At 69.7% G+C, this 22,492-nt stretch carries 19 protein-coding genes and 1 pseudogene; 6 read left to right on the top strand and 14 right to left on the bottom strand.

What is annotated here, in order from left to right; genetic code table 11:
• Nucleotides 1–38 precede the first annotated feature (38 nt).
• The 4 genes from pstS to pstB all read left to right on the top strand — a co-directional run bounded on the left by pstS (nt 39) and on the right by pstB (nt 4,183).
• Nucleotides 39–1,169 carry a phosphate ABC transporter substrate-binding protein PstS gene (gene pstS, locus E0500_RS07405; RefSeq protein ID WP_131571274.1) on the top strand — a complete coding sequence of 377 codons (1,131 nt, stop codon included), beginning with the start codon at nt 39–41 and terminating at the stop codon, nt 1,167–1,169.
• Nucleotides 1,170–1,298: 129 nt separating this feature from the next.
• Nucleotides 1,299–2,300, top strand: coding sequence for a phosphate ABC transporter permease subunit PstC (gene pstC, locus E0500_RS07400; RefSeq protein WP_131571277.1), 1,002 nt, complete (start codon nt 1,299–1,301; stop codon nt 2,298–2,300).
• Nucleotides 2,300–3,358: a phosphate ABC transporter permease PstA gene (pstA, locus tag E0500_RS07395; protein WP_131571279.1), complete on the top strand. Its 1,059-nt coding sequence runs from the start codon at nt 2,300–2,302 to the stop codon at nt 3,356–3,358. Before pstC ends, pstA begins: the two co-directional genes overlap by 1 nt.
• Nucleotides 3,359–3,406: 48 nt before the next feature.
• Nucleotides 3,407–4,183 (top strand): phosphate ABC transporter ATP-binding protein PstB, encoded by a 777-nt coding sequence (pstB, locus tag E0500_RS07390; RefSeq protein ID WP_131571282.1) that lies wholly within the window; start codon nt 3,407–3,409, stop codon nt 4,181–4,183.
• Between the two features lie 1,108 nt (nt 4,184–5,291).
• On the opposite strand, the gene E0500_RS07385 is transcribed toward pstB, so the two are convergent.
• Together E0500_RS07385 and E0500_RS07380 are read right to left on the bottom strand one after the other, a co-directional pair.
• On the bottom strand, nt 5,292–6,290 hold the full coding sequence (locus E0500_RS07385; RefSeq protein WP_131571495.1) for an inorganic phosphate transporter: 999 nt from the start codon (nt 6,288–6,290) through the stop codon (nt 5,292–5,294).
• A gap of 7 nt (nt 6,291–6,297) precedes the next feature.
• Complete coding sequence (locus E0500_RS07380; RefSeq protein WP_131571492.1) at nt 6,298–6,918, bottom strand: DUF47 family protein; 621 nt, start codon at nt 6,916–6,918, stop codon at nt 6,298–6,300.
• A gap of 233 nt (nt 6,919–7,151) precedes the next feature.
• Between E0500_RS07380 and E0500_RS07375 the strand changes: the two genes are divergently transcribed.
• A complete protein-coding gene (locus E0500_RS07375; protein WP_131571490.1) occupies nt 7,152–7,547 on the top strand; it encodes a metal-sensitive transcriptional regulator in 396 nt (131 codons plus the stop codon).
• A gap of 30 nt (nt 7,548–7,577) precedes the next feature.
• Here E0500_RS07375 and E0500_RS07370 read toward each other — a convergent pair whose 3' ends face one another.
• The 10 genes and pseudogenes from E0500_RS07370 to mshD form a co-directional block, all read right to left on the bottom strand.
• A complete protein-coding gene (locus E0500_RS07370) occupies nt 7,578–7,766 on the bottom strand; it encodes a hypothetical protein (RefSeq protein ID WP_131571488.1) in 189 nt (62 codons plus the stop codon).
• 201 nt (nt 7,767–7,967) lie between these two features.
• Nucleotides 7,968–8,792 (bottom strand): hypothetical protein, encoded by an 825-nt coding sequence (locus E0500_RS07365; protein ID WP_131571485.1) that lies wholly within the window; start codon nt 8,790–8,792, stop codon nt 7,968–7,970.
• A 357-nt stretch (nt 8,793–9,149) separates the two neighbouring features.
• On the bottom strand, nt 9,150–9,584 hold the full coding sequence (locus E0500_RS07360; RefSeq protein WP_131571482.1) for an NUDIX hydrolase: 435 nt from the start codon (nt 9,582–9,584) through the stop codon (nt 9,150–9,152).
• A pseudogene (locus E0500_RS07355) lies at nt 9,581–10,647 on the bottom strand (CHAD domain-containing protein). The gene E0500_RS07360 and the pseudogene E0500_RS07355 overlap by 4 nt, the downstream one beginning before the upstream one ends.
• Nucleotides 10,628–12,991 carry an RNA degradosome polyphosphate kinase gene (locus E0500_RS07350; RefSeq protein ID WP_131571476.1) on the bottom strand — a complete coding sequence of 788 codons (2,364 nt, stop codon included), beginning with the start codon at nt 12,989–12,991 and terminating at the stop codon, nt 10,628–10,630. The pseudogene E0500_RS07355 and the gene E0500_RS07350 overlap by 20 nt, the downstream one beginning before the upstream one ends.
• A gap of 294 nt (nt 12,992–13,285) precedes the next feature.
• Nucleotides 13,286–14,218, bottom strand: a complete 933-nt coding sequence (locus tag E0500_RS07345) for a hypothetical protein (protein WP_181586902.1) — start codon at nt 14,216–14,218, stop codon at nt 13,286–13,288.
• Nucleotides 14,215–15,228, bottom strand: a complete 1,014-nt coding sequence (locus tag E0500_RS07340; protein ID WP_131572162.1) for an ABC transporter permease — start codon at nt 15,226–15,228, stop codon at nt 14,215–14,217. The genes E0500_RS07345 and E0500_RS07340 overlap by 4 nt, the downstream gene beginning before the upstream one ends.
• Nucleotides 15,225–16,130: an ABC transporter ATP-binding protein gene (locus E0500_RS07335; protein ID WP_131572163.1), complete on the bottom strand. Its 906-nt coding sequence runs from the start codon at nt 16,128–16,130 to the stop codon at nt 15,225–15,227. Before E0500_RS07335 ends, E0500_RS07340 begins: the two co-directional genes overlap by 4 nt.
• Nucleotides 16,127–16,528 carry a GntR family transcriptional regulator gene (locus tag E0500_RS07330; protein WP_131572165.1) on the bottom strand — a complete coding sequence of 134 codons (402 nt, stop codon included), beginning with the start codon at nt 16,526–16,528 and terminating at the stop codon, nt 16,127–16,129. The genes E0500_RS07335 and E0500_RS07330 overlap by 4 nt, the downstream gene beginning before the upstream one ends.
• Before the next feature lie 133 nt (nt 16,529–16,661).
• Nucleotides 16,662–17,642: a mycothiol synthase gene (gene mshD, locus E0500_RS07325; RefSeq protein WP_131572164.1), complete on the bottom strand. Its 981-nt coding sequence runs from the start codon at nt 17,640–17,642 to the stop codon at nt 16,662–16,664.
• A 371-nt stretch (nt 17,643–18,013) separates the two neighbouring features.
• Here mshD and E0500_RS07320 point away from each other — a divergent pair, with 371 nt between their 5' ends.
• Entirely contained in the window at nt 18,014–19,822 is a 1,809-nt protein-coding gene (locus E0500_RS07320; RefSeq protein WP_131563287.1) for a bifunctional UDP-sugar hydrolase/5'-nucleotidase, read from the top strand.
• 88 nt (nt 19,823–19,910) lie between these two features.
• Here the strand turns inward: E0500_RS07320 and E0500_RS07315 are convergent, their stop codons facing one another.
• Both E0500_RS07315 and E0500_RS07310 read right to left on the bottom strand, forming a co-directional pair.
• Entirely contained in the window at nt 19,911–21,980 is a 2,070-nt protein-coding gene (locus tag E0500_RS07315) for a pectinesterase family protein (protein WP_131563286.1), read from the bottom strand.
• A gap of 208 nt (nt 21,981–22,188) precedes the next feature.
• Entirely contained in the window at nt 22,189–22,491 is a 303-nt protein-coding gene (locus E0500_RS07310; protein ID WP_131563290.1) for a hypothetical protein, read from the bottom strand.
• Nucleotide 22,492: the final 1 nt, after the last annotated feature.

Below are 22,492 nucleotides of genomic sequence, written 5' to 3'. Positions count from 1 at the left end.
GCCGCCCAGGTGGCGGCTTCTGGAAGGAATCCCTGAAAGTGAAGCTTCAGCGCAACCGGCTTCGCGCCCTTTCCCTTGGTGCTGTCGCGGTTACCGGCGCCCTGGTCCTGACGGCGTGCGGCTCCGACAACAACTCCGAGGGCAACGACAGCGGCAAGACGGACTCGGCTGCCCCGAGCAACATCAAGTGTGAGGACGCCAAGGGCCAGCTGCTGGCCTCCGGTTCCTCCGCTCAGGACAACGCCATGCAGGCCTGGGTCAAGGCCTTCCAGGAGGCGTGCTCCGGCGTCGAGATCAACTACAGCCCCGACGGTTCGGGCGCCGGTATCACCAAGTGGCTGCAGGGCACCACCGCCTTCGCAGGCTCGGACTCCGCGCTGGACGAGGCGGAGACCGCCGACTCCAAGAAGATCTGCAAGACCGGCCAGGGCATCAACCTGCCGATGGTCGGCGGCCCGATCGCCATCGGTTACAACCTCTCCGGTGTGGACAACCTGGTCCTCGACGCCGACACGATCGCCAAGATCTTCGACAGCAAGATCAAGAAGTGGAACGACCCGGCGATCGCCAAGCTCAACCCGGGTGTGAAGCTGCCGGCCACCGAGATCCAGGCCTTCCACCGCTCCGACGAGTCCGGTACCACCCAGAACCTGGGCAAGTACCTGCAGGCCGCGGCCCCGAAGTCCTGGAAGTACGAGCCCGACAAGGCCTGGGCCGCCGAGGGTGGCCAGTCCGCCTCCGGCTCCTCCGGTGTCGCCAGCCAGGTCAAGAGCACCGACGGTGCGATCGGCTACTTCGAGCTCTCGTACGCCAAGAGCAACAACATCCCCGCCGTGAAGGTGGACACCGGTGCCTCCGCGCCCGTTGAGGCCACCACGGACTCCGCCTCCGCCGGCATCGCCGCCGCGAAGGTCGTCGGCACCGGCAAGGACCTGTCGCTGGAGCTCGACTACAACACCAAGGCTGACGGTGCCTACCCGATCATCCTGGTCACGTACGAGATCGTCTGCGACAAGGGCAACAAGGCCGACGCCCTGCCGACCATCAAGTCCTTCCTGAACTACACGGCCAGCGAAGAGGGCCAGAAGATCCTCAGCGACGCCGGTTACGCGCCGCTGCCGGACGAGATCGCGACCAAGGTCCGCGAGATCGTTCCGACCCTCGCCTGACCCACCACAAGGCGGCCGGCCCACGAGCAGTACGGGCCGGCCGCCCGTCCGGTGCACCGCCGCCAACGAGCCCGTCCCCGGTTCCCCCACATCTGAGCCGGGACCAGGCTCAGCAGACCGGAGAACGTAATGAATACGACAACGACACAGTCCCCTCCGCCTCCCCCTACAGACCGAATAGAGCCCAGTAGCTCCCAGAAGACCGTCGTCAGGCCCGGCGACCGGATCTTCTCGGGGTTTTCGAAGGGTTCGGGCATCGCGCTGCTGGCGATCATGGCCGCCATCGCGACCTTCCTCGCCTACCGCGCGGCCCTCGCCCTGTCCGAGAACAAGGCGAACTTCCTCACCTACGAGGAGTGGCTGCCGCAGAACACGCCGCCGATGTTCGGCATCGCGACCCTCGCCTTCGGCACGGTCGTCAGCTCGGTCATCGCCATGGTGCTCGCTGTGCCGGTCGCCATCGGTATCGCGCTGTTCATCTCGCACTACGCGCCGCGCAAGCTGGCCGCGCCGCTCGCCTATCTCGTCGACCTGCTGGCCGCCGTGCCGTCGATCGTCTACGGCCTGTGGGGCGCCCTCATCCTCGTGCCCCATCTCGACGGCCTGAACAAGTGGCTCGACGAGTACCTGGGCTGGACGTACATCTTCGACAAGTCCGGCACCGGCCCCGCCCGCTCGCTGTTCACCGTGGGCATCCTGCTGGCGATCATGATCCTTCCGATCATCACCAACGTCACCCGTGAGGTCTTCCTCCAGGTACCGCGGATGCACGAGGAGGCCGCGCTCGCGCTCGGCGCCACGCGCTGGGAGACCATCCGGATGTCGGTGCTGCCCTTCGCCCGCTCCGGCATCATCAGCGCCTCCATGCTGGGCCTCGGCCGTGCGCTCGGCGAGACGATGGCCGTCGCCACCGTGCTGTCGTCGAACTTCACCATCTCCGGCCACCTGCTGGACCCGGGCGGCGGCACCTTCGCCCAGAACATCGCCTCCAAGTTCAAGGAGGCGACCCCGCTCGGCCAGGACGCCCTGATCGCCTCCGGCCTGGTCCTCTTCGTCATCACCCTGCTGGTCAACGGCGCCGCCCGGTACATCATCGGCCGCCGCAAGGAGTACTCGGGGGCGAACGCCTGATGTCCCAGACAACCGTTGTCTCCGGCCGCTCTCCGGTCTTCTCCTCCGCCCGGCTGCCTCGCTGGGCGCCGGCCGTGATCGCCGTCGCCTCCATCGTCCTCTCCATCGGCATCAGCCTGGCCGCCGGCTGGGAGAGCAGGGTCCAGTGGGGTCTCATCGCCGCGCTGCTCTTCGTCATCGGCACCTACGCCGTCACGGCCCGGATCGAGGGCCCGCGCCAGGCCAAGGACCGGGTCGCCACCAGCCTCGTCTGGGTCTGCTTCATCCTGGCCGTCGTGCCGCTGCTGTCCCTGGCCTGGACCACCATCAGCAACGGTGCGCAGGTCGTCGACGGCTACTTCCTCAGCCACTCGATGAACGGTGTGCTCAACAGCGACCCCGGCGGTGGTGTCTACCACGCCCTGCTCGGCACCATCGAGCAGGTGCTCATCGCGACCGTGATCGCCGCCCCGATCGGTCTGCTCACCGCGGTCTACCTGGTCGAGTACGGCAAGGGGGCGCTGGCCCGCGCCGTCACCTTCTTCGTCGACGTCATGACCGGCATCCCGTCGATCGTCGCGGGTCTGTTCGTCCTGTCCTTCTGGATCCTGATCCTCGGGTTCAGCTTCTCCGGCTTCGCCGGTTCGATGGCGCTCGCGATCCTGATGATGCCCGTCGTGGTCCGCTCCACCGAGGAGATGCTCAAGCTCGTCCCGAACGAGCTGCGGGAGGCCTCCCTCGCGCTCGGCGTACCGAAGTGGAAGACGATCATGAAGATCGTCATTCCGACCGCGATCGGCGGTATCACCACCGGTGTCATGCTGGCCGTGGCCCGTATCACCGGTGAGACCGCGCCCGTGCTGCTGCTGGTGTTCGGCTCCAAGATCATCAACAACAACCCGTTCGAGGGTGCCCAGTCCTCGCTGCCGCTGTACGTGTACCAGGAGTACGCGATCGGGACCGAGCAGTCGATCGACCGGGCCTGGGGGGCGGCGCTCACCCTCATCGCCTTCGTCATGATCCTCAACCTGGTGGCCCGCGGTATCGCCCGCTGGAAGGCCCCGAAGACCGGTCGCTGACGCGGCCAGCAGTAACCAAGTCAGCGACTGAAAGAAGCAGTGATTCACATGGCCAAGCGAATCGATGTCAGCGGGCTCACCGCGTACTACGGCACGTTCAAGGCGATCGAGGACATCTCGATGACCGTGGAGCCCCGCTCCGTGACGGCCTTCATCGGCCCGTCCGGCTGCGGCAAGTCCACCTTCCTCCGCACCCTCAACCGCATGCACGAGGTCACTCCGGGCGGTCGGGTCGAGGGCAAGGTCATGCTCGACGACGAGAACCTGTACGGCAACGGGGTCGACCCGGTGACCGTACGGCGAGAGATCGGCATGGTCTTCCAGCGGCCGAACCCCTTCCCCACCATGTCGATCTTCGACAACGTGGCGGCGGGGCTGCGGCTGAACGGCTCGTACAAGAAGGCCGAGCTCAACGACATCGTGGAGAAGTCGCTCCGGGGTGCGAACCTCTGGGACGAGGTCAAGGACCGTCTGAACCGTCCCGGTTCCGGGCTGTCCGGTGGTCAGCAGCAGCGTCTGTGCATCGCCCGTGCCATCGCGGTCGAGCCGAAGGTGCTGCTGATGGACGAGCCCTGCTCGGCGCTCGACCCCATCTCCACGCTGGCGATCGAGGACCTGATCGGGGAGCTGAAGGAGCGCTTCACGATCGTCATCGTGACGCACAACATGCAGCAGGCGGCGCGTGTGTCCGACCGTACGGCGTTCTTCAACCTCGCGGCGGTCGGGCAGCCGGGCAAGCTCATCGAGATCGACGACACGGAGCGGATCTTCTCCAACCCGTCGGTTCAGGCAACGGAGGACTACATCTCCGGTCGCTTCGGCTGAGCCGAGCCTTTCTCCTGCTCCTCCTTTGAAGACCCCTCGCGGTGCTGCATGGCGGTGCCACCGCGAGGTACAAGGGCCCGCCCCTGGCTCCCGGGGGCGGGCCCGTGTGTTTGCGGGGCGCGTGGGTGGGCGTTCGTTTTTGGGCTGGGCTGGGCTGGGCTGGGTCGGGTCGGGTCGGGTTGGGTTGGGTTGGGCTGGGTGCGCGTCGTGCGGGCGAGTGCCTGCGGTTCCTCGCCCCCGCCGCCCCTACCCGTCCCATCCCCAGGGGCTCCGCCCCTTCGACCCCGCCATGGGGGCTGCGCCCCCTGGACCCCCAATCCAGGGCTGCGCCCCGTCCCTGGCCATCGGGGTTGCGCCCCAGCCCCCGACATCGGGGCTGCGCCCCGGCCCTTCTTCGGGGCTCCGCCCTGGTTTCTCGTTCGGGGGCCAGCCTCCTGGCTCCCCCTCAGGGTTGCGCCTCCTGGCCCGTTCTTCGGGGCTCCGCCCCGGACCCCGTTTCGGGGGCCAGCCCCCGGACCCTCGCTCCTCAAACGCCGGAGGGGCTGGAGGGTGCGGGCGGGGCTGGAAGGTGGGGGTGGCGCTGGAGGGTGCGGGTGGCGCTGGAGGGTGCGGGCGGGGCTGGAGGGTGCGGGTGGCGCTGGAGGGTGGGGGTGGCGCTGGAGGGTGCGGGCGGCGCTGGAAGGTGTTGGGCGCAGCTGGGAGGTGCGGCGGGGTCGGAAGGTCCGGGCGGGGCTGGAATGTGCGGCCGGGCTGGAAGGTGCTGGGTGCGGCCGAGTCGGAAGGTCCGGGCGGCTCTGGAGGGTGCGGCCGGGCTGGAATGTGCAGCCAGGGCTGCAAGGTGCGGGCGGCGTTGGAATGTGCGGCCAGGGAGGGACTATGCCAGCCAGGCCGGCGTCCTCCGGCTGACGCCGGGATCTTCCAGCCGGGCTGGGGCCCTCCGGCCGGGGATGTGGGGGCGAGGCCAGGCACCCTCAGCCCGTCTGGCGTTTGAGGACGAGGCCCTTCAGGCCGACCAGCGGGGTCTGGGGGCGGCAGCCCCAGTGAAGGGATGGGACGGGTAGGGGCGGCGGGGGCGAGGAAAAACCCGGGGCGGGGCGCGGGCCCGCGGTTACAGGAACGCCAGGTGCACGATCCAGAAGCTCGCCGCGGCTACCAGCGCGGCGGCCGGCATCGTGATGAACCAGCCGAGGATGATGTTCTTGGCCACCCCCCAGCGGACGGCGTTGACCCGCTTCGTGGCACCGACGCCCATGATGGCCGACGTGATGACATGCGTCGTCGAGATGGGCGCCCTGAAGAGGAACGCCGTGGTGAACATGATCGACGCGCCGGTCGTCTCCGCAGCGAACCCCTGCGGCGGGTCGAGCTCGATGATCTTCCGGCCCAGTGTGCGCATGATGCGCCAGCCCCCCGCGTACGTACCGAGCGACAGCATCACGGCGCATATGACCTTCACCCAGACCGGGATCGGATCGCCGTAGTCCTCGACATCCGCGATGACCAGGGCCATGACCACGATGCCCATCGTCTTCTGGGCGTCCTGGAGGCCGTGCCCCAGAGCCATGCCCGCCGCCGAGACGGTCTGGGCTATGCGGAAGCCTCGCTTCGCCTTGTGGGGGTTCGCCCGGCGGAATATCCACATGATCAGGCACATGACCAGATAGCCGGCCAGCAGGCCCACCAGCGGCGATATGAACATCGGGATGACGATCTTGTCCAGGACGCCGTCCCAGTACACCGTCGAACCGCCGGCCAGCGCCGCGCCCACCAGGCCACCGAAGAGAGCGTGCGACGAGGAGGAGGGCAGGCCGTAGTACCACGTGATCAGGTTCCAGGTGATCGCGCCGACCAGGGCCGCGAAGAGGATGCCCATCCCCTTGGCGCCGTGGGGGGTCTGGATCAGACCCTCACTGACCGTTTTCGCCACGCCGCTGCCGAGGAAGGCGCCTGCCAGGTTCATGACCGCGGCCATCGCGAGCGCAGCCTTCGGCGTCAGCGCGCGCGTCGACACGGACGTCGCGATCGCGTTCGCCGAGTCGTGGAAACCGTTCGTGTACGTGAAGAAGAGCGCGACGCCAATGGTCACGACCAGAGCGAAGGTGTCCATGAAGGGCTCAGGACTCCTTGACGGCGATGGTCTCCACCGTGTTCGCCACGTGCTCGAACGCGTCCGCCGCCTCCTCCAGCACATCCACGATCTGCTTGAGCTTGAGGACCTCGATGGCGTCGTACTTGCCGTTGAAGAGGTGCGCGAGAAGCTTCCGGTGGATCTGGTCCGCCTGGTTCTCCAGACGGTTCACCTCGATCCAGTACTCGGTGAGGTTCTCCATGGTGCGCAGGTTCGGCATGGCCTCGGCCGTCAGCTCGGCAGCACGTGCCAGGACCTCGACCTGCTGCTCGACGCCTCTGGGCAGTTCGTCGACGTTGTAGAGGACGACCAGGTCGACGGCCTCCTCCATGAAGTCCATGATGTCGTCGAGGGACGATGCGAGGGAGTAGATGTCCTCGCGGTCGAACGGCGTGATGAACGAGGAGTTCAACTGGTGGAAGATCGCGTGCGTGGCGTCGTCACCTGCGTGTTCCGCGGCCCGCATACGCTCCGAGATCTCAGCCCGGCCGGCGGTGTCCGCCCCGAGCAATTCCATGAGGAGCTTCGAGCCCGTGACGATGTTGTCCGCGGATGCGGCGAACATGTCATAGAAGCTCGTCTCCCTGGGGGTCAGACGAAAACGCACGTGGGGTCCTCGGGGTGCTTCGGTTTCGGTCAGGGTGATGCTAGGTGCAACATTCGGCCACGGCTATCGCGCCGTACCCCAGTCTCGCCCATCGGTCAGAATGCTCGGCACGGGGGCGGTGCGGGGAGGTCAGGACTGCCACAAGGGCGGCGGCCAAAGGACCCTTACCCAGCAAAGTTCGTTACCATATACCTACCAGGGGTATATGCCGCACACGACTGTGGGAGGACGCGATGACGACCACCGAGGCCGGCGCGACTGCGCCCTCCGGCAACACCGCCAACACCGGCAACGCCGGGAGCGCCGAGAACAGCGTGGCCGCCGTCGTTACGGATCACGACCGCGGTGTGCACGGGTACCACAAGCAGAAGGACGAGCACCTCAAGCGTCTGCGCCGCATCGAGGGCCAGATCAGGGGTCTGCAGCGCATGGTCGACGAGGACGTCTACTGCATCGACATCCTCACTCAGGTCTCCGCCTCCACCAAGGCCCTGCAGTCCTTCGCCCTCCAGCTCCTGGAGGAGCACCTGCGCCACTGTGTCGCGGACGCCGCGCTCAAGGGCGGGGGCGAGATCGACGCGAAGGTCGAGGAGGCCACGAAGGCCATCGGGCGGATGCTGCGGACGTGACGATGCGCACAGGTGGTCGAGGGGAGCCGCTCAGCGGCCCGCCGCTTCCTCGCGCTCCTCGCGTTCTTCGGCCACTTTCAGTACCTCGTCGATGCGGACCAGGCTGAGGCGTTCCTCGTGGGCGGCCGAGGCCGCGATGATCAGTTCGCCGCACAGCTCGATCTCGGCGAGGGCCACGTGGTCCTGAACCGTCGTACCGCCTGCCGGAGCCACGTGCATCACCTCTTCTCTGCCGTCACCGACTTCCTAGAGTAGGGAGCGCCGTACACCCTGCGCATGGCACCAACGGGCTATTCCTGGCCGCCACCCGGCACGGCCCGCGTGACGCGGGCTCCCGTCGACGAGGGTACCGACCCGGCGTCGCGCCAGTAGGTTTTCGGCTCAGTTTTCAGGATCAGTTCTCGGGCTCAGTTCTCGGGCTCAGTTGTCGGCGAGCTTCCCCGCGTAGATGTCCTCCGAGTCCGGCAGGCGTACGGTGACGGGGACCCCGAAGCCGTACAGCAGGGTCGTCGACGCGACCGCGACCGTGTCCTGCTGCTGTCCGTTGACGAAGCTGAAGCGGTGGCGGATCTTCCGGATGCGGCCCTGGTCGTCGAGATACGCCTCGAAGGGGACCTCGGCGGTGGCGAACCCTCGCGCGGCCGCACGCAACGGAGCCCGGTTGGCCTCGGAGGCCCTCCGCGCGGCCGCCGCCAGGTCGGCGGTACCCCGGTAGTGCCGCACCGGGATGCCCGCCACCTTCGCCTCTCCGACGTAGGTCGCGCTTCGCGTCCCGCGCAGCACCTCCGCCGCGGCGAAGGGGTCGGTGGCGCCGCCGGTCACCAGGTTCCCGTCGGAGAGCGTGCCCGTGTCGACGCGGACCCATTTGTCGGCCGGCACGCCCGCGCCCCGGTTCTTCATGAACAGGGCGCCCGGAGCGAGGAGTTCGGTGATCGGGCGGTGCTCGCTGGCCCCGGCCGGGTCCGGCGGGAGCTGCACCTGAAGCCGGCCGAGCCGCTCGGCGTAGTCGTAGACACCCTCGCCGCGGATCGTGACGCGGGTGCCGCCCGTCGCCATCTCCATCGAGGTCAGTGCCTTGGAGGAGCCCGCGCGCACCAGGGCGCCCGCGGCCCGGTGCAGTACGTCGACGGGGTCGGCGGCGCCCGCGTCCCCGGAGTGACCGCCGTTCGCGCAGCCGGTGCCGCAGACCATGAGCCCTGCCGAGGCGACCGCCGCGAACCGCCGTCCCTGCTGCCACACCACCATCGTCTGCCAACCCCCAGCCGCCGGTCCGTCCCGGTCCCTTTCTGTTGTCGGGTTAACGACCAGTAGGGGCTGCCGTCACGCGGCTTACCTCCCGCTGGGGGCAGCCGGTGGGCACAGCACTTGCCTTGGGTAACGTTGTCGGCGTGGCCGAGCAGGACGAGATCGCCCCATCTCAGGAACACCGCACGACGACCGTCGACCAGGGCCGCTTCTGTGTGGCCAGGTGCACATGCGGATGGAGAGGGCCGGCACGCAGGGCGCGGAGCCTGGCGAGGTCGGACGCGGAGGAGCACGTGGGGGTCGTGCCCCTTTAGGGCTCTTTAGGGGCCAACTCCCTTCAGGGGGACGGGCGTTCCCCTACGCGTGCCGCAAGGCCGCCAGCAGTTCGTCGACCAGCTCCCGGTCCCGCGCCATGGTCAGCCGGTCACGCGCGGCGTCCGGCGACAGCCAGCGCACCCGGTCCACCTCGCGGTTGGGTACGAAGTGTCCCTCGCCCGCCTCGGCAGCCCAGTAACTCACCTGCTTGGGCCGCCTGTTCACCTGGTAGTGGGCCGTCGGCAGCCGCGGACCGGGCTCGCAGCGGAACCCGGTCTCCTCCTCGACCTCGCGCAGGGCCCCGGCCAGCGGATCCTCACCCTGCTGCAACTTGCCCTTGGGAAACGACCAGTCGTCGTACTTCGGCCGATGGACCAGGCAGAGCTCCAGGTCCCCGCCTACCGGGGAGCGGCGCCACAGTACGCAGCCCGCCGCGAGGATCGTGTCGCCTCGGCCCGTGTTGCCGGTGTCCGTCAACGGGTGCTCACCGCTTCCTTCTGCCAGGCCTGCTGGAACCCGAACCGGGCCGCCTCCACCTCGTGCCGCTGGTCGGCGTGCAGGACCCCGAGAGCGTACGCGGTCGCCGGGGCGATGCGCGGGGTGCGGGCCGCGGCCGCCGCGGCGGCGGCCGCCTCGGACGCGTCGCGGTGCCGGTTGAGGGCCTGCCCGGCCGTGAGGAGGCGTACGTCGACGGGGGCGTCCTTCCCGCGCAGCACCTCGCGGGCGTAGCGGTGCAGGCGCAGCAGCAGACGGACCTGGTGCCAGGGAGAGTCCTGGGGGTGGGGGCCGGGTCGGGGGAGAGGCCGTGGATCAGGGCCTCGGCGTTGTACGGGTGGCCCGCGGTGATCAGGGGCAGACCGGAGACCGCGTCGCACAGCCGCTCGTGCGCGGCCTGGGCGAGCGGGCGCAGGTCGGCCGTGGCCGCCGCCGGGGCCAGCGGGACCTCGCTGGCCAGCACGGCCACGCTGTCGGCGACCGCGTGGAAGCGGGAGGAGCCGAGGGCCTGGAGGGCGGCGGAGTGGGCGCGGGTCCGGGCCAGGGTGAGCTGGCGCTCCAGCAGGGCGCCCGCCTTGGCGGCGCCGACGGTCAGGTTGCCCTTCGCGGCGTCCCCCGCGGACGACGCGGTCCCCGACTGTGCGGAGAAGGAGGACGCCCCCGACAGCCGGTTCAGGGCCGTCACCAGGCGGTCCAGGCGGGCCGCGTACGCGTGTTCGCGGCCCAGAGTGCCGGACAGCCAGGCGAGTTCGGGCCGCATGCCCTCGGACCAGTCGGCGTCGAGCAGGGGGCGGTACGTGTGCAGGGTGCCGCTGATGCGGCGGGCCGAGCGGCGCAGGGCGAGCGCCGCGTCGGCGGACTCCTCGGAACCGTTCTCCCCCGCTCTCGTCCTCGCCCTGGCCGGGGGACCTCCGTCGCCCGTCTCCCGCCCGGCGCGTAGCGCACGGAGGAACTCCGTGGCCTGGGCCCGCAGATAGGCCGCCAGGGCGTCTGCTGTGACGGGCCCGGTCACGGGGTCCGAGGGGTCAAGGTGTTGCATTGCCACGCCGGCGCCTCCGGGCGTCTATGAGCATCTCCTGGACGTTGCGCAGGGGCTGGCCCTCGCCGTCCGTCGCGTGCCGGGTCCACTCGCCGTCCGGGCCGAGGTGCCAGGAGGACGTGGAGTCGGACATACCGGTCTCCAGCAGCCGGTTGAGGGACGCCCGGTGGGCCGGGTCGGTGACCCGCACCAGCGCCTCGATACGACGGTCGAGATTGCGGTGCATCATGTCGGCGCTGCCGATCCACACCTCGGGCTCACCGCCGTTGGCGAAGGCGAAGATCCGGGAGTGTTCCAGGAAACGGCCGAGCACGGACCGTACCCGTATGTTCTCGGACAGCCCCGGTACGCCCGGCCGGACGGCGCAGATGCCGCGCACCCACACGTCCACCGGCACACCCGCCTCCGAGGCGCGGTACAGGGCGTCGATGACCGCCTCGTCCACCATCGAGTTGACCTTGATGCGGACGTACGCGGGCCGGCCCGCGCGGTGGTGCTGGACCTCTTTGTTGATCCGGGAGACCAGGCCGTCGCGCAGGGACCTGGGGGCGACCAGGAGACGGCGGTAGGTCTCGCGGCGGGAGTAGCCGGACAGCCGGTTGAACAGGTCCGAGAGGTCCGCGCCGACCTGCGGGTCGGCCGTCAGCAGGCCCAGGTCCTCGTACAGACGGGCCGTCTTGGGGTGGTAGTTGCCGGTGCCGACGTGGGAGTAGCGGACCAGGGCGTCGCCCTCCTGGCGGACCACGAGGGACAGCTTGCAGTGGGTCTTCAGGCCGACGAGGCCGTAGACCACGTGGCAGCCCGACTCCTCCAGCTTGCGGGCCCACTTGATGTTGGCCTGCTCGTCGAAGCGGGCCTTGATCTCGACCAGGACGAGGACCTGCTTGCCGGACTCGGCGGCGTCGATCAGCGCGTCGACGATCGGCGAGGTCTCCGAGGTCCGGTACAGGGTCTGCTTGATCGCGAGGACGTCCGGATCGCCCGCCGCCTGCTCCAGGAACGCCTGGACGGAGGTGGAGAACGAGTCGTACGGGTGGTGCAGCAGCACGTCCCGCTCGCGCAGGGCGGCGAAGATGTCGGGCGCCGACGCCGACTCCACCTCGGCGAGGTCCCGGTGGACGCCCGCGATGAACTTCGGGTACTTCAGCTCGGGGCGGTCGAGCTTGGCGATGCCGAAGAGGCCCGTGAGGTCCAGGGGGCCCGGCAGCGGGTACACCTCGGCCTCGGAGATCTTCAGCTCGCGGATCAGCAGGTTGAGCACGTACTGGTCGATCGACTCCTCGACCTCCAGGCGCACCGGCGGCCCGAAGCGGCGCCGCATGAGCTCCTTCTCCAGGGCCTGGAGCAGGTTCTCGGCGTCGTCCTCCTCGACCTCCAGGTCCTCGTTCCGGGTGATCCGGAAGGTGTGGTGCTCCAGCACCTCCATGCCAGGGAACAGCATCTCCAGGTGCGCGGCGATGACGTCCTCGATGGGGACGTACCGGTTCGGCGACGCCTCCATGAAGCGGGACAGCAGCGGCGGGACCTTGACCCGGGCGAAGTGCCGGTGGCCGGAGACCGGGTTGCGTACGACGACCGCGAGGTTGAGCGAGAGGCCCGAGATGTACGGGAAGGGGTGCGCCGGGTCGACGGCCAGCGGGGTCAGGACCGGGAAGATCTGGTTCTTGAAGAGGGTGAAGAAGCGGGACTGCTCCGCGCCGGTCAGCTCGTTCCAGCGGACCAGGTGGATGCCCTCCTCCGCGAGTGCGGGGGCCACGTCCTCGTGGAAGCAGGCCGCGTGCCTGGCCATGAGCTCGCGCGAACGGGCCCAGATCATCTCCAGCACCTCGCGGGGCTGGAGGCCGGAGGCGGAGCGGGTGGCCACGCCCGTGGCTATGCGGCGCTTCAGGCCGGCCACCCGGACCATGAAGAACTCGTCCAGGTTGCTGGCGAAGATCGCGAGGAAGTTCGCCCTTTCCAGGAGGGGCGTGCTGGGGTCCTCGGCGAGTTCGAGGACGCGCTCGTTGAACGCGAGCCAGCTGCGCTCCCGGTCCAGGAATCGGCCCTGGGGCAGCGCCTCGCCTTCCAGCGACTCCTCGTAGACATCGAGGTCGGCATCGATGTCGGGTTCCAGGTCGGAGACCACGGCAGCCACCGTGTGCGGGCGGTGCGCGGCGAGGGAGCCCACGGAGGGCTGCACGTGCTGAACCGGGACCTCGGCGTTTTGCTGGCTCATAAACCCATTCTTCCGCGCCGCGAGGAAAACGGGCGCGTCGGACGTGGCGGGCGGGAGCGCGGCGGCGTATCGGCCGCTCCCCGCGCTCTCCCCGTTCTCCGGGGGCGGCGAGGGCTCGGGCACGGCGGGGTTCATTGATCGAGCGTCGCAAGGCCGGTTGAATCGCCGGTTAAGGAGACATGACGTGCGGGATAGCGGGGGAGGCTCGCGGGGGTCTTCGGGGGCGCCTGGTGGGTACGGCGGACGGGTGAACGGGCGTACGCCCCTTGGTGCGCCCCTCCCCCCGTGGAGGGGCGCACCGGTCCGGGTGGTCCGCCGGATGGGTGCGGCCGGCCGGGGCCGTACGGCCGGGGTGTGCCATACGGCCGGGGTGTGCCGTACGACCGGGGTGTGTCATACGGCCCGGCCGTACGGCGGCGGCACGGTGGGTCAGGCCGTGCGGCGGCGCAGGAGGGCGAACGCGGCGGCGGTGGCCGCGACGGCGACCGCGAGGACGATGCCCGTCTCCATCAGGTGGAGGGGCCAGCGGTGGGACTGCGGGTGGTACGAGGAGGGCCATCCCGTGCCCCACTCGTTCTTGGTCTGCCAGACGCTTCTGGGCAGCTCGATCCGGGTGGGGTCGGGCCGGGTGGGGTCGGGGCGGGTGACCTGGGGCCAGAGGTCCTCGCGGTAGTGGTTCAGCGCGTTGTACAGCACCAGGGCGGCGCCGAAGCCCAGGCCGGCGGCGGGCAGGGCCCGGCGGGTCAGCATGCCTGCGAGCGCGCCGAGGGCGAGGCCCGCGAGGGCGTACGCGACGGCTGCCGGGCCGGTGGCGAGGAAGACGTCCGGGTAGTACCAGTCCCCGGTCAGGTTCGGGTCGCCGTCCTGCCTGGCCCAGTCGTGCAGCAGGACGAGCACACCGGTGCCGGAGGCGATCAGCACGGCCGGGACGGCGAGCCTGGTGGCCAGCCAGCGGGTCGGGGTGACCGACTGGGTCCAGGCGAGGTCCGCCGTGCCGTTCTCCAGCTCCCGTCCGATCAGTGCGGCGCCGGCCCAGGCGGCCACGGGGAACATCAGGTACGACACCGCGGTGGCCATCAGGGACAGGCCGCCGATGTACGTCTCGTCGGCGGTGATCGCGTCGACCGCCGAGCACAGGGGGAGCCCGGTGCCCGGCGAGCCGCAGACGCTCATGCCGGCGCGGGCCTCGTCCCCGAGGGCGTACAGCCGGATCAGGTACCCGGCGATGGCGGCCGACGCGAGGACCCAGACGATCAGGGCCGGCCGGTGCAGCCGCAGGACGGTCCAGAGCAGGCCCCTGGGGCCGCGCGGTGCTCGGGAGGAGGGTCGGGTGGCGGCCGGGGCGCTGGGCAGCGTGGTCATGCGGCGTCTCCCGTGTGGCGGTTCAGCAGCCGGAAGGAGGCCAGGACCGCGAGGGCGGCGAGGGAGAGGACGATGCCGGTCTCCACGAGCTGGAGGGGCCAGAAGTGGGACGAGGGGTGGTAGTCGAAGTAGAAGCCGGCGATGTGGTGCTGTGTGAGACAGCCGGGACCCTCGCCACCGCAGGGGTTGGGAACGCGGTTGCCGAGGGGGGTGATGGCTCCGTCGTCGACCGGCATGCCGCCGGAGATCGAGTACTGATCCGTTTTGGTCAGGGTGACCGACGGCCACAGGTACGGGCGCAGCATGACGAGCGCGAAGTGGACGGCCAGCAGGCAGACCAGGCTGATGCCGAGCGCGGGCAGGGAGCGGTGGACGAGCAGGCCGACGAGCACGCCGACCGCCAGACCCAGCAGGGCGTAGGCGACGGCCACGGGGCCGTTGCCCCGGAAGGCAACGTCGTCGTACCACTGCCAGCTGAGCCACCGCAGCAGCTCCCTGTCCGACGGCCACATCAACCGGTGCAGCAGCGTGAGCAGGGCGGTACCGGAGGCGAGCAGGACGGCCGGGACGGCGAGCTTGGCCGCCAGCCAGCGGGCCGGGGAGACCGACTGGGTCCAGGCGAGTTCCGCGGTGCCGGTCTCCAGCTCCCGGGCGATCAGCGCGCCCGACGCCCAGACGGCGACGAGGAACGGCACGATCGTGATGATCAGGCCGCCGAGGGACGTGGCCAGGTCGAGCGCCATGTAGGCGTCGCCCGTGTAGTCGCAGCTCAGATCCTGGCCGAAGTCCTGGCCGGAGAAGGCGCAGCGCATCGTCCGGTACTCGGTCCAGAGCCCCTTCGTCCCCGGGCCCCACGCCCACAGCAGCGTCCCGGCCGCCACGGCGACCAGCAGCGCCCAGAACAGCAGCGCCGCGCGGTGCAGGCACAGCATCGTCCAGACGAGGCCGCGTGGCCTGAGGGAACGGCGGAGTGCGGGCGCCTCGGCGGGCGCGGTGGGCACGGCCGTCATACGGCGGCCTCGCACGTCTCGGGCCAGTCCTCGTCCTCGCCGGTCAGCGTGAGCACCGGGGCCCCGGGGGAACGCAGGTGGGCGAGGACCAGCTCCTCCAGGGTGGGCTCGGTGGTCTGCCACTCGTCGTCGAGCGGCCCGTCCGGCCGTATCAGCGCGGTGAGTTGACGTCCCGTCGTACGGGACTCGACGACGGTGTGCGGGGCGAGGTCGCCGTCCTGCCCGGTGACCAGGACGTGCGCGGCGAGGAGGTCGTCCAGCGGGCCCGCGAGGCGGACGTGGCCGTCGCCGATGAGGAGCAGGTGGTCGCAGGCGTCCTCCAGCTCGGCGATGACGTGCGAGGACATCACGACCGTCGTGCCGTGCTCGGCGGCTTCGGCCATCAGCGAGCCCATCAGCTGGTGCCGGGCGAGCGGGTCGAGGTCGGCCATCGGCTCGTCCAGGAGCAGCAGTTCGGGCCGCTTGCCGAGGGCGAGGGCGAGGGCGACGCGGGTGCGCTGGCCGCCGGAGAGGGTGCGGACCCTGGTGTGCGGGTTGAGGTCGCCGTCCGCCACGATCCGCTCCGCCACGCCCTGGTCCCAGCGGCCGGGGTTGAGCTCGCCGCCCAGGCGCAGCGTCTCGGCGATGCTGAGCTGGGGATACAGGGGTTTGTCCTGGGCGACGTACGCGAAGCGCTCGCGCGCCTCGGCCGGTGTCGTACCGAGCACCGTCAGCGTGCCCTCGGTGGGCCTGAGCAGGCCGGCCGCGTGGGCGAGCAGGGTGGACTTGCCCGCTCCGTTGGGGCCGACGATCGCGCAGACGCTCCCCGCGGGCAGCCGGAACGTGCAGTCGCGCAACGCCCACTCCCCGTTCCGCCCGAATCTCCTGCCCAGGGCGGCCGCCTCCATGGCGGTACCGGTCATTCCTCGTCCCCCTTGCCGTGGTCGTTGGTGAAGTGCTCGTCGAGTACGGAGGTGAAGAGCGCCGCCACGTCCTCCCGCTCGAGTCCGGCCTCGCGGGCCCGGCCCGCCCACGCGTCCAGCTCCGCCCGCAGCGGGGAGTCGACGGGCGTGGCGCCCAGTGACTTCCGTACGAACGTGCCCAGGCCGCGGCGTGCCTCGACCAGACCCTCGCGCTCCAGTTCGCGGTAGGCCTTCAGGACCGTGTTCGGGTTGATCGCCGTGGCCTCCACGACCTCGCGGGCCGTGGGGAGCTTGTCGCCGGGTTCCAACAGGCCGAGGCGCAGGGCCTGTTTGGTCTGCTGGACGATCTGGACGTAGGTGGCGACACCGCTGCGCCGGTCGATGCGGTACTCGACCACTCGGACAACCACCCTTTCACTAATTGAGTAGTGAAAGGGTGGTGCAAGAAAGGGGCGGCGTCAAGTCGCCGCCCCTTGGGGGTCCTTGCGGGTCCTTGGGTGTCCTCGGGAAGTTGTCTCCGGTCGGAGTCCGTCAGGTCTCCGTGCGGTACATGAGGTCCACCTCGTGGGTGGTGAAGCCGAGCCGTTCGTAGACGGTCACCGCGGCCTTGTTGTCGGCGTCGACGTACAGCATGGCCGTCGGCAGGCCGCGGTCGGCCAGGTGGCGCAGGCCGATGGTGGTGAGGGCCTTGCCGAGGCCGCCGCCCTGGGCGCCGGGGCGGACCCCGAGGACGTACACCTCGCCGAGACGCTCCGCCTCGTGGACCTTCGTCCAGTGGAAGCCGATCAGTTCGCCGCCGCGCTCGGCCAGGAAGAAGCCCGACGGGTCGAACCAGGGCTCCGCCTTGCGGTCGTCGAGGTCGCGCTGGGTCAGTGAGCCCTGCTCCGGGTGGTGCGCGAACGCCTGCGCGTTCACCGCGAGCCACGCGGCGTCGTCCTTGCCGGGCACGAAGGTGCGGACGCTGACGCCTTCGGGGAGCACCGGCTCGGGCGGGTTGAAGTCGGTCAACGGGCGGCGCATCTGGCGCAGTTCGCGGAACAGGGTGAGGCCGAGGACCTGCGAGAGGTGCCGGGCGGCGGAGTGTCCGCCGTGCGCCCACACCCGCAGCCGCTTGCCGGACTCGGCGAGCAGGGCGGTGCCGAGGGCACGGCCGTGGCCCCGGCCGCGGTGCGCCGGGTGGACGACCAGTTCCGCGGCCGGGGCCTCCACCGGGTCGGTGTCCTCCAGCTGGGCGTATCCGACGAGGGTGTCGTCGAGGGTGAGCAGCAGGTGCCGGACGCCCGCGCGCTCTCCGCCCGCCCGTCTCCCACCACCACCCTCAATCGAGTCGCTTTGCGACGCCATTCCGTATCGCAGCTGGAGGCGGCCCTGCTCGGACACCGCCTGCTGCCCGTCGGTCCGGGCGGCCTCCGTGAGCAGGGTGAGCACGGCCTCGGTCTGGTCGGGGGTGAGCGAGGGGCGGCTTTCGATGCTTCGGGCTCCGCCGGTGGGGGCGGTGTCGTGGCTGGTCATGCGTACGAGGTTAGCTCCGCAGGGGTTGATGGTGGGCTCGGTCGGGGGGTGGGTGGCGGGGGTGGTTCCGAGGCTGCGGGCAGTTTGTGGCTTGTCGCGCAGTTCCCCGCGCCCCTTATGTCGGTGGCGGAGGCACCGTTCCGATGCTGCGGCTTGTTCGTGGCTTGTCGCGCCGCCCCACGCGGCGGAGCCGCACATCGGTATGGGGCCGCGTCCCTTGGTTCGCGCCCTCGATGAGGGTCGGTTTCACCCTCTTGATGGTGAATAGCCCCTGATGGCAACCACTCCGTAACCTGAAGCCCCCTGTCGCGCTACGCGCGTTGACCTTACGCTGCGGGAGCCTGTTTCTCATCCGACCCTCAGAGGCACATATGTCAGCCACACCTCATGCGCGACGCCGCAGACCCCGTACGAACCGAATCCTCGCCGTGGCCGCCGGTTTGGCCACCGTAGGTACGCTCGCCGCCGTGCTCCCGGCCGCGGCCGGCGCCGCGACCACCTCCGAGCAGGGACAAGCGAAGCCGGGCCGCTACCAGGACGTGCAGCTGCTGTCGTTCAACGACCTGCACGGAAACCTGGAGGCGCCCGCGGGTTCTTCCGGCCGCGTGACCGAGAAGCAGGCGGACGGCACGACCAAGACCATCGACGCCGGTGGTGTCGAGTACCTGGCCACGCACCTGCGCAAGGCGCGCGAGGGGCAGAAGTACTCCGTCACCGCGGCTGCCGGTGACATGGTCGGTGCCTCCCCGCTGCTGTCCGGTCTCTTCCACGACGAGCCCACCATCGAGGCGCTGAACAAGCTGGACCTCGATGTGACGGGCGTCGGCAACCACGAGTTCGACGAGGGCTCCAAGGAACTGGCCCGTCTGCAGAACGGCGGCTGCCACCCGACGGCCGGCTGCTACACGGACAAGCGCTTCGAGGGCGCGGACTTCCCGTATCTCGCCGCCAACGTGCTCGACGAGAAGTCCGGCAAGCCGATCCTCAAGCCGTACACGGTCTGGAAGAAGGACGGCGTCAAGATCGGCTTCATCGGCGTGACCCTGGAGGACACTCCCGGCATCGTCTCCGCCGAAGGCGTCAAGGGCCTCAAGTTCAAGGACGAGGTCGAGACGATCAACAAGTACGCCAAGGAGCTGGAGCGCCAGGGCGTCAAGTCGATCGTCGCGCTCGTCCACGAGGGCGGGCTCCCCGCCTCGACGGACTACAACTACAACTGCGACTCGCCCGGCGCCGGTGACGGCATCTCCGGCCCGATCGTGGACATCGCCAAGAACGTCACGCCGAAGGTCGACGCCCTGGTCACCGGTCACACGCACCAGGCCTACGCGTGCACCATCAACGACCCGGCGGGCAACCCCCGCATGGTCACCTCGGCCTCGTCCTTCGGTCGTCTCTACACCGACACCACGCTGACGTACGACCGCGCCACCGGCGACATCGCCCGTACGGCCGTGAAGTCCGCGAACCACGTGGTCACCCGGGACGTCCCCAAGGCCCCCGACATGACCAAGCTGATCGACAAGTGGAACACCCTTGCTGCCCCGATCGGCAACCGCGCCATCGGCTACATCTCCGGTGACATCAACAACACCGGCACCGAGTCCCCGCTGGGCGACCTGATCGCCGACGCGCAGTTCGCGTACGGCAAGGAACTCGACCCCGAGACCGACCTGGCGCTGATGAACCCGGGCGGTATCCGCGCCCCGATCACGTACGCGGCCAAGGGTTCCGAGGGCGACGGTGTGGTGACGTACGCGGAGGCCTTCACGGTCCAGCCGTTCGCCAACACCGTCAATCTGCAGGACTTCACGGGCGCCCAGCTCATCCAGGTGCTCAAGGAGCAGGTGAGCGGTTCCAACGCCGCCGCGCCGAAGGTTCTCCAGGTCTCGTCCGGCCTGACCTACACGCTGGACCTGACGAAGTCGGGCGCCGACCGTGTGGTCACCGACTCCATCAAGCTGAACGGTGCGGCCATCGACCCGGCCGCCACCTACCGTGTCGCGACGAACAGCTTCCTCGCGGGCGGTGGCGACGGCTTCCCCACGCTGGGACAGGGCACGAACGACCTGGTGGGCGAGGACGACCTCGTCGCGCTGGAGAAGTACCTGCTGGCCAACTCGTCGGCCGCCAACCCGATCGCGCCTCCGAAGGCGGATCGGATCTCGGTGGTCCGCTGACCCCATCGATTGACCCCATCGATCACGCGGCAGCCCCGCACCCCGCCACGGGGTGCGGGGCTGCCGCGTTCTGTCTCCCTTGTCGCGCTCAGCTCGCCGTCGGCGTCCAGTCGCCCAGCCAGTCGGCGACCTCCTGGCCCGCGGCCTGGGAGTCGCTGAGGTGCGGCCGGTCGCTGCCGGCGGGGCCTGAGCCTGGGCCGGTGTTCTTGTACTCGGCGAACCGGTCGTCCTTCCACGAGAAACCGCCCATGTCGGTCCACGGGGCCGACCTGACCGCGGCGCTCAGCGTGGACTCGCGGACCGTGGTCTGCGGGTCGAGGGAGGCGTCGCCGCCCGCGTGCCAGGGGCGGCCCAGGTAGAAGGTCCCCGCGGACACGTCACCGTTCACGGTCGTGCGGTTGATGAGGATGCCCTTGCGGCCCGCGGCGGTGCTCGGCGCGGTGATGTAGCCGGCCGAGCTGCCGTCCCACCGCTTCTTGAGAGTGATCACAGACCTGTCGATCACGGCGGTGGCCCGGCCGAAGATGAAGTCGACGTTGCCCGTGACGTAGGAGTTGGTGACGAAGACCCGGCCGAGCCTGTCCTTGGCCGCGGTGTCGAGCAGCAGCGTGTCCTGGTCGCCGTTGACGATGACCCCGTCGAGGAAGACCTTGTCGGCTGCGGTGCGGAGGGCGACGGCCTGATGACCGGACAGGCTCTGGTTCCTGGCCTCGTCGAAGTCGTTGTTGATGGTCAGGTTGCGGGCCTGGAAGTCGTCGGCCTCGACGGCGACGGTCGCGCTGCCGCTGGTGCCGTACGTGCCCCCGCCCGGCTTCGGTGTGCCCGCCGCGTTGTCGTACGTGATCACGGTGTCCTTGCGGCTGGCGCCCGTGCCCTGGATGGTGACGTGCGGTTTGTTGGACGGGACCTTGACGGTCTCGCGGTACGTGCCGGGCTTGACCGCGATGACGACCCGGGAGCCGTTGCCGGCGGGCACGGCGTCGACGGCCTGCTGCACGCTGGTGTACTGGCCGCTGCCGTCCTTGGCGACGGTGATGGTGGTGGCGGCGACGGCCGCCTTGGTGCCGACGGTGTCCGTGACACCGAGTGAACTGCGGGGTCCCGTCCCGGACCTGAGGAGCGCGGGCACGTCCGCGGCGTTGTCGAGGGTGTAGCTGTAGTACGACTTCGGGTCGAACGCCGTGCCGCCGCTCTCGTTGCGCCCGCTCGTGCCGGAGAAGACGTTCCCGCGCTGGACGATGGCGGCGGTGCCGTCCTTCTGGACGGGATTCTTCATCCCCTGGAAGTAACTGTTCTCCAGGACCATCTTGGTGCTCCCACGGGAGTAGTTGCCGTAGGAGGAGTTGATGGAGGTGCCTGAGACGTCTTCCAGGTAGTTGTTGTAGAGGTGCGCCTGGGCGACGTTGTCGGTGGAGGGGTTGCGCTGCTCGGTGTCCCGGAACCAGTTGTGGTGGATCGTGAGACTGGCGGTGACGTTCTCGGTCCAGCCGATGCCGAAGGTCTTGTTGTTGTCGCTCAGCTTGTTCCAGGACACCGTCACATAGGTGGTGTCCTTACGGCTGTCGATGAGCCCGTCGGCCATGCGCCGCAGATCGTTGTGGTCGATCCACACGTGGTGGGCGCCGTCCATCTGGATGCCGTCGAAGTCGTTGTCCTTGTCGTTCCAGACACCCTGGTACGAGTCACGGATCGTCAGGTTCCGGATGATCACGTTGTGCACGCCCTGGCCGAGGAAGAACCCGCCGCCGACGATGTGCCCGGAGGTCCCCTGACCCACGATCGTCTTGTCGGAGGCGACCTTGATCTCCTTCCCGACCGGGTTCATGTTGATGGCAGCCGCCACGACGATGACGTACGGCTCGGTGGCGGTGGCGTACTTCTCCAGATCCGCGAGCGTCCTCACGGTGACGGTCTGGCCGTCCCGCCCGCCGTAAGTCCCGTTCTGCCCGAGGGCGTTGACGGAGGCGAAGCCGTCCGCGGGGGCGGCGGCTGCGGCTGGTGCGGTCGTCGCGGACGCCGTCTGCCGCGCGTCCGCCGCGAACGCTCCGGGGGCGTTGCCGTACGCCAGGACGCCGGCGGCGGTCAGGGCCAGCGGGACACTGGCGGCCAGGATGGTCCTCCGCCTGCGATGGGGGGCCTTGCTGCGTGTCTCACTCACGAGTTCTTCCGATCTGTGTCCGGATGTCGTGGGGGGAAGAGCCACGGAGTGGTTGCCGCCGGGGCGGCGGAGGTTGCCGTGCGGGCTGCTTGGGCCGTGGGCCCCGGCGGGTAGGTGGTGCGCGGAGTGCGACAGTTTTCGGAGAACTGTCGCACTCCAGGCGTGGGTGGTCCGGAGACGCCGTCGACGGTGCCTCACTCGATATGCGTCACCTTTTGCCCGCCTCGATACGCTCGCCCCGGCTGACGGCGACCCGCAGTGCGTCCCCCAGGGACTCCACCGCTCTGGTGAGCGCGAACCGCACAGCGCGCTCACCTGCCTTGGCATCGGCCAGCACCGCCCTGGCGCCCACGAGTACCTGTTCTCCGGACCGGAGTTGGGCCGCCTCGACGTCATCAGCGAGACGAGAAAGCGTGCCCGCCTGCCGGTCGGCGCTGAGGTAGCAGGGTTTGCCGTCAGGCGTGGTCCAAGGGAGCAGTCGGGGGTGATCGATCCCGTCCGGACCCACCATG

Source organism: Streptomyces sp. KM273126 (genome assembly GCF_004337435.2).
In the GTDB taxonomy this organism is placed as follows: Bacteria; Actinomycetota; Actinomycetes; order Streptomycetales; family Streptomycetaceae; genus Streptomyces; species Streptomyces acidicola.
The sequence above is the reverse complement of the archived record's forward strand: the minus strand, read 5'-3'. Positions and strand labels throughout refer to the sequence as shown.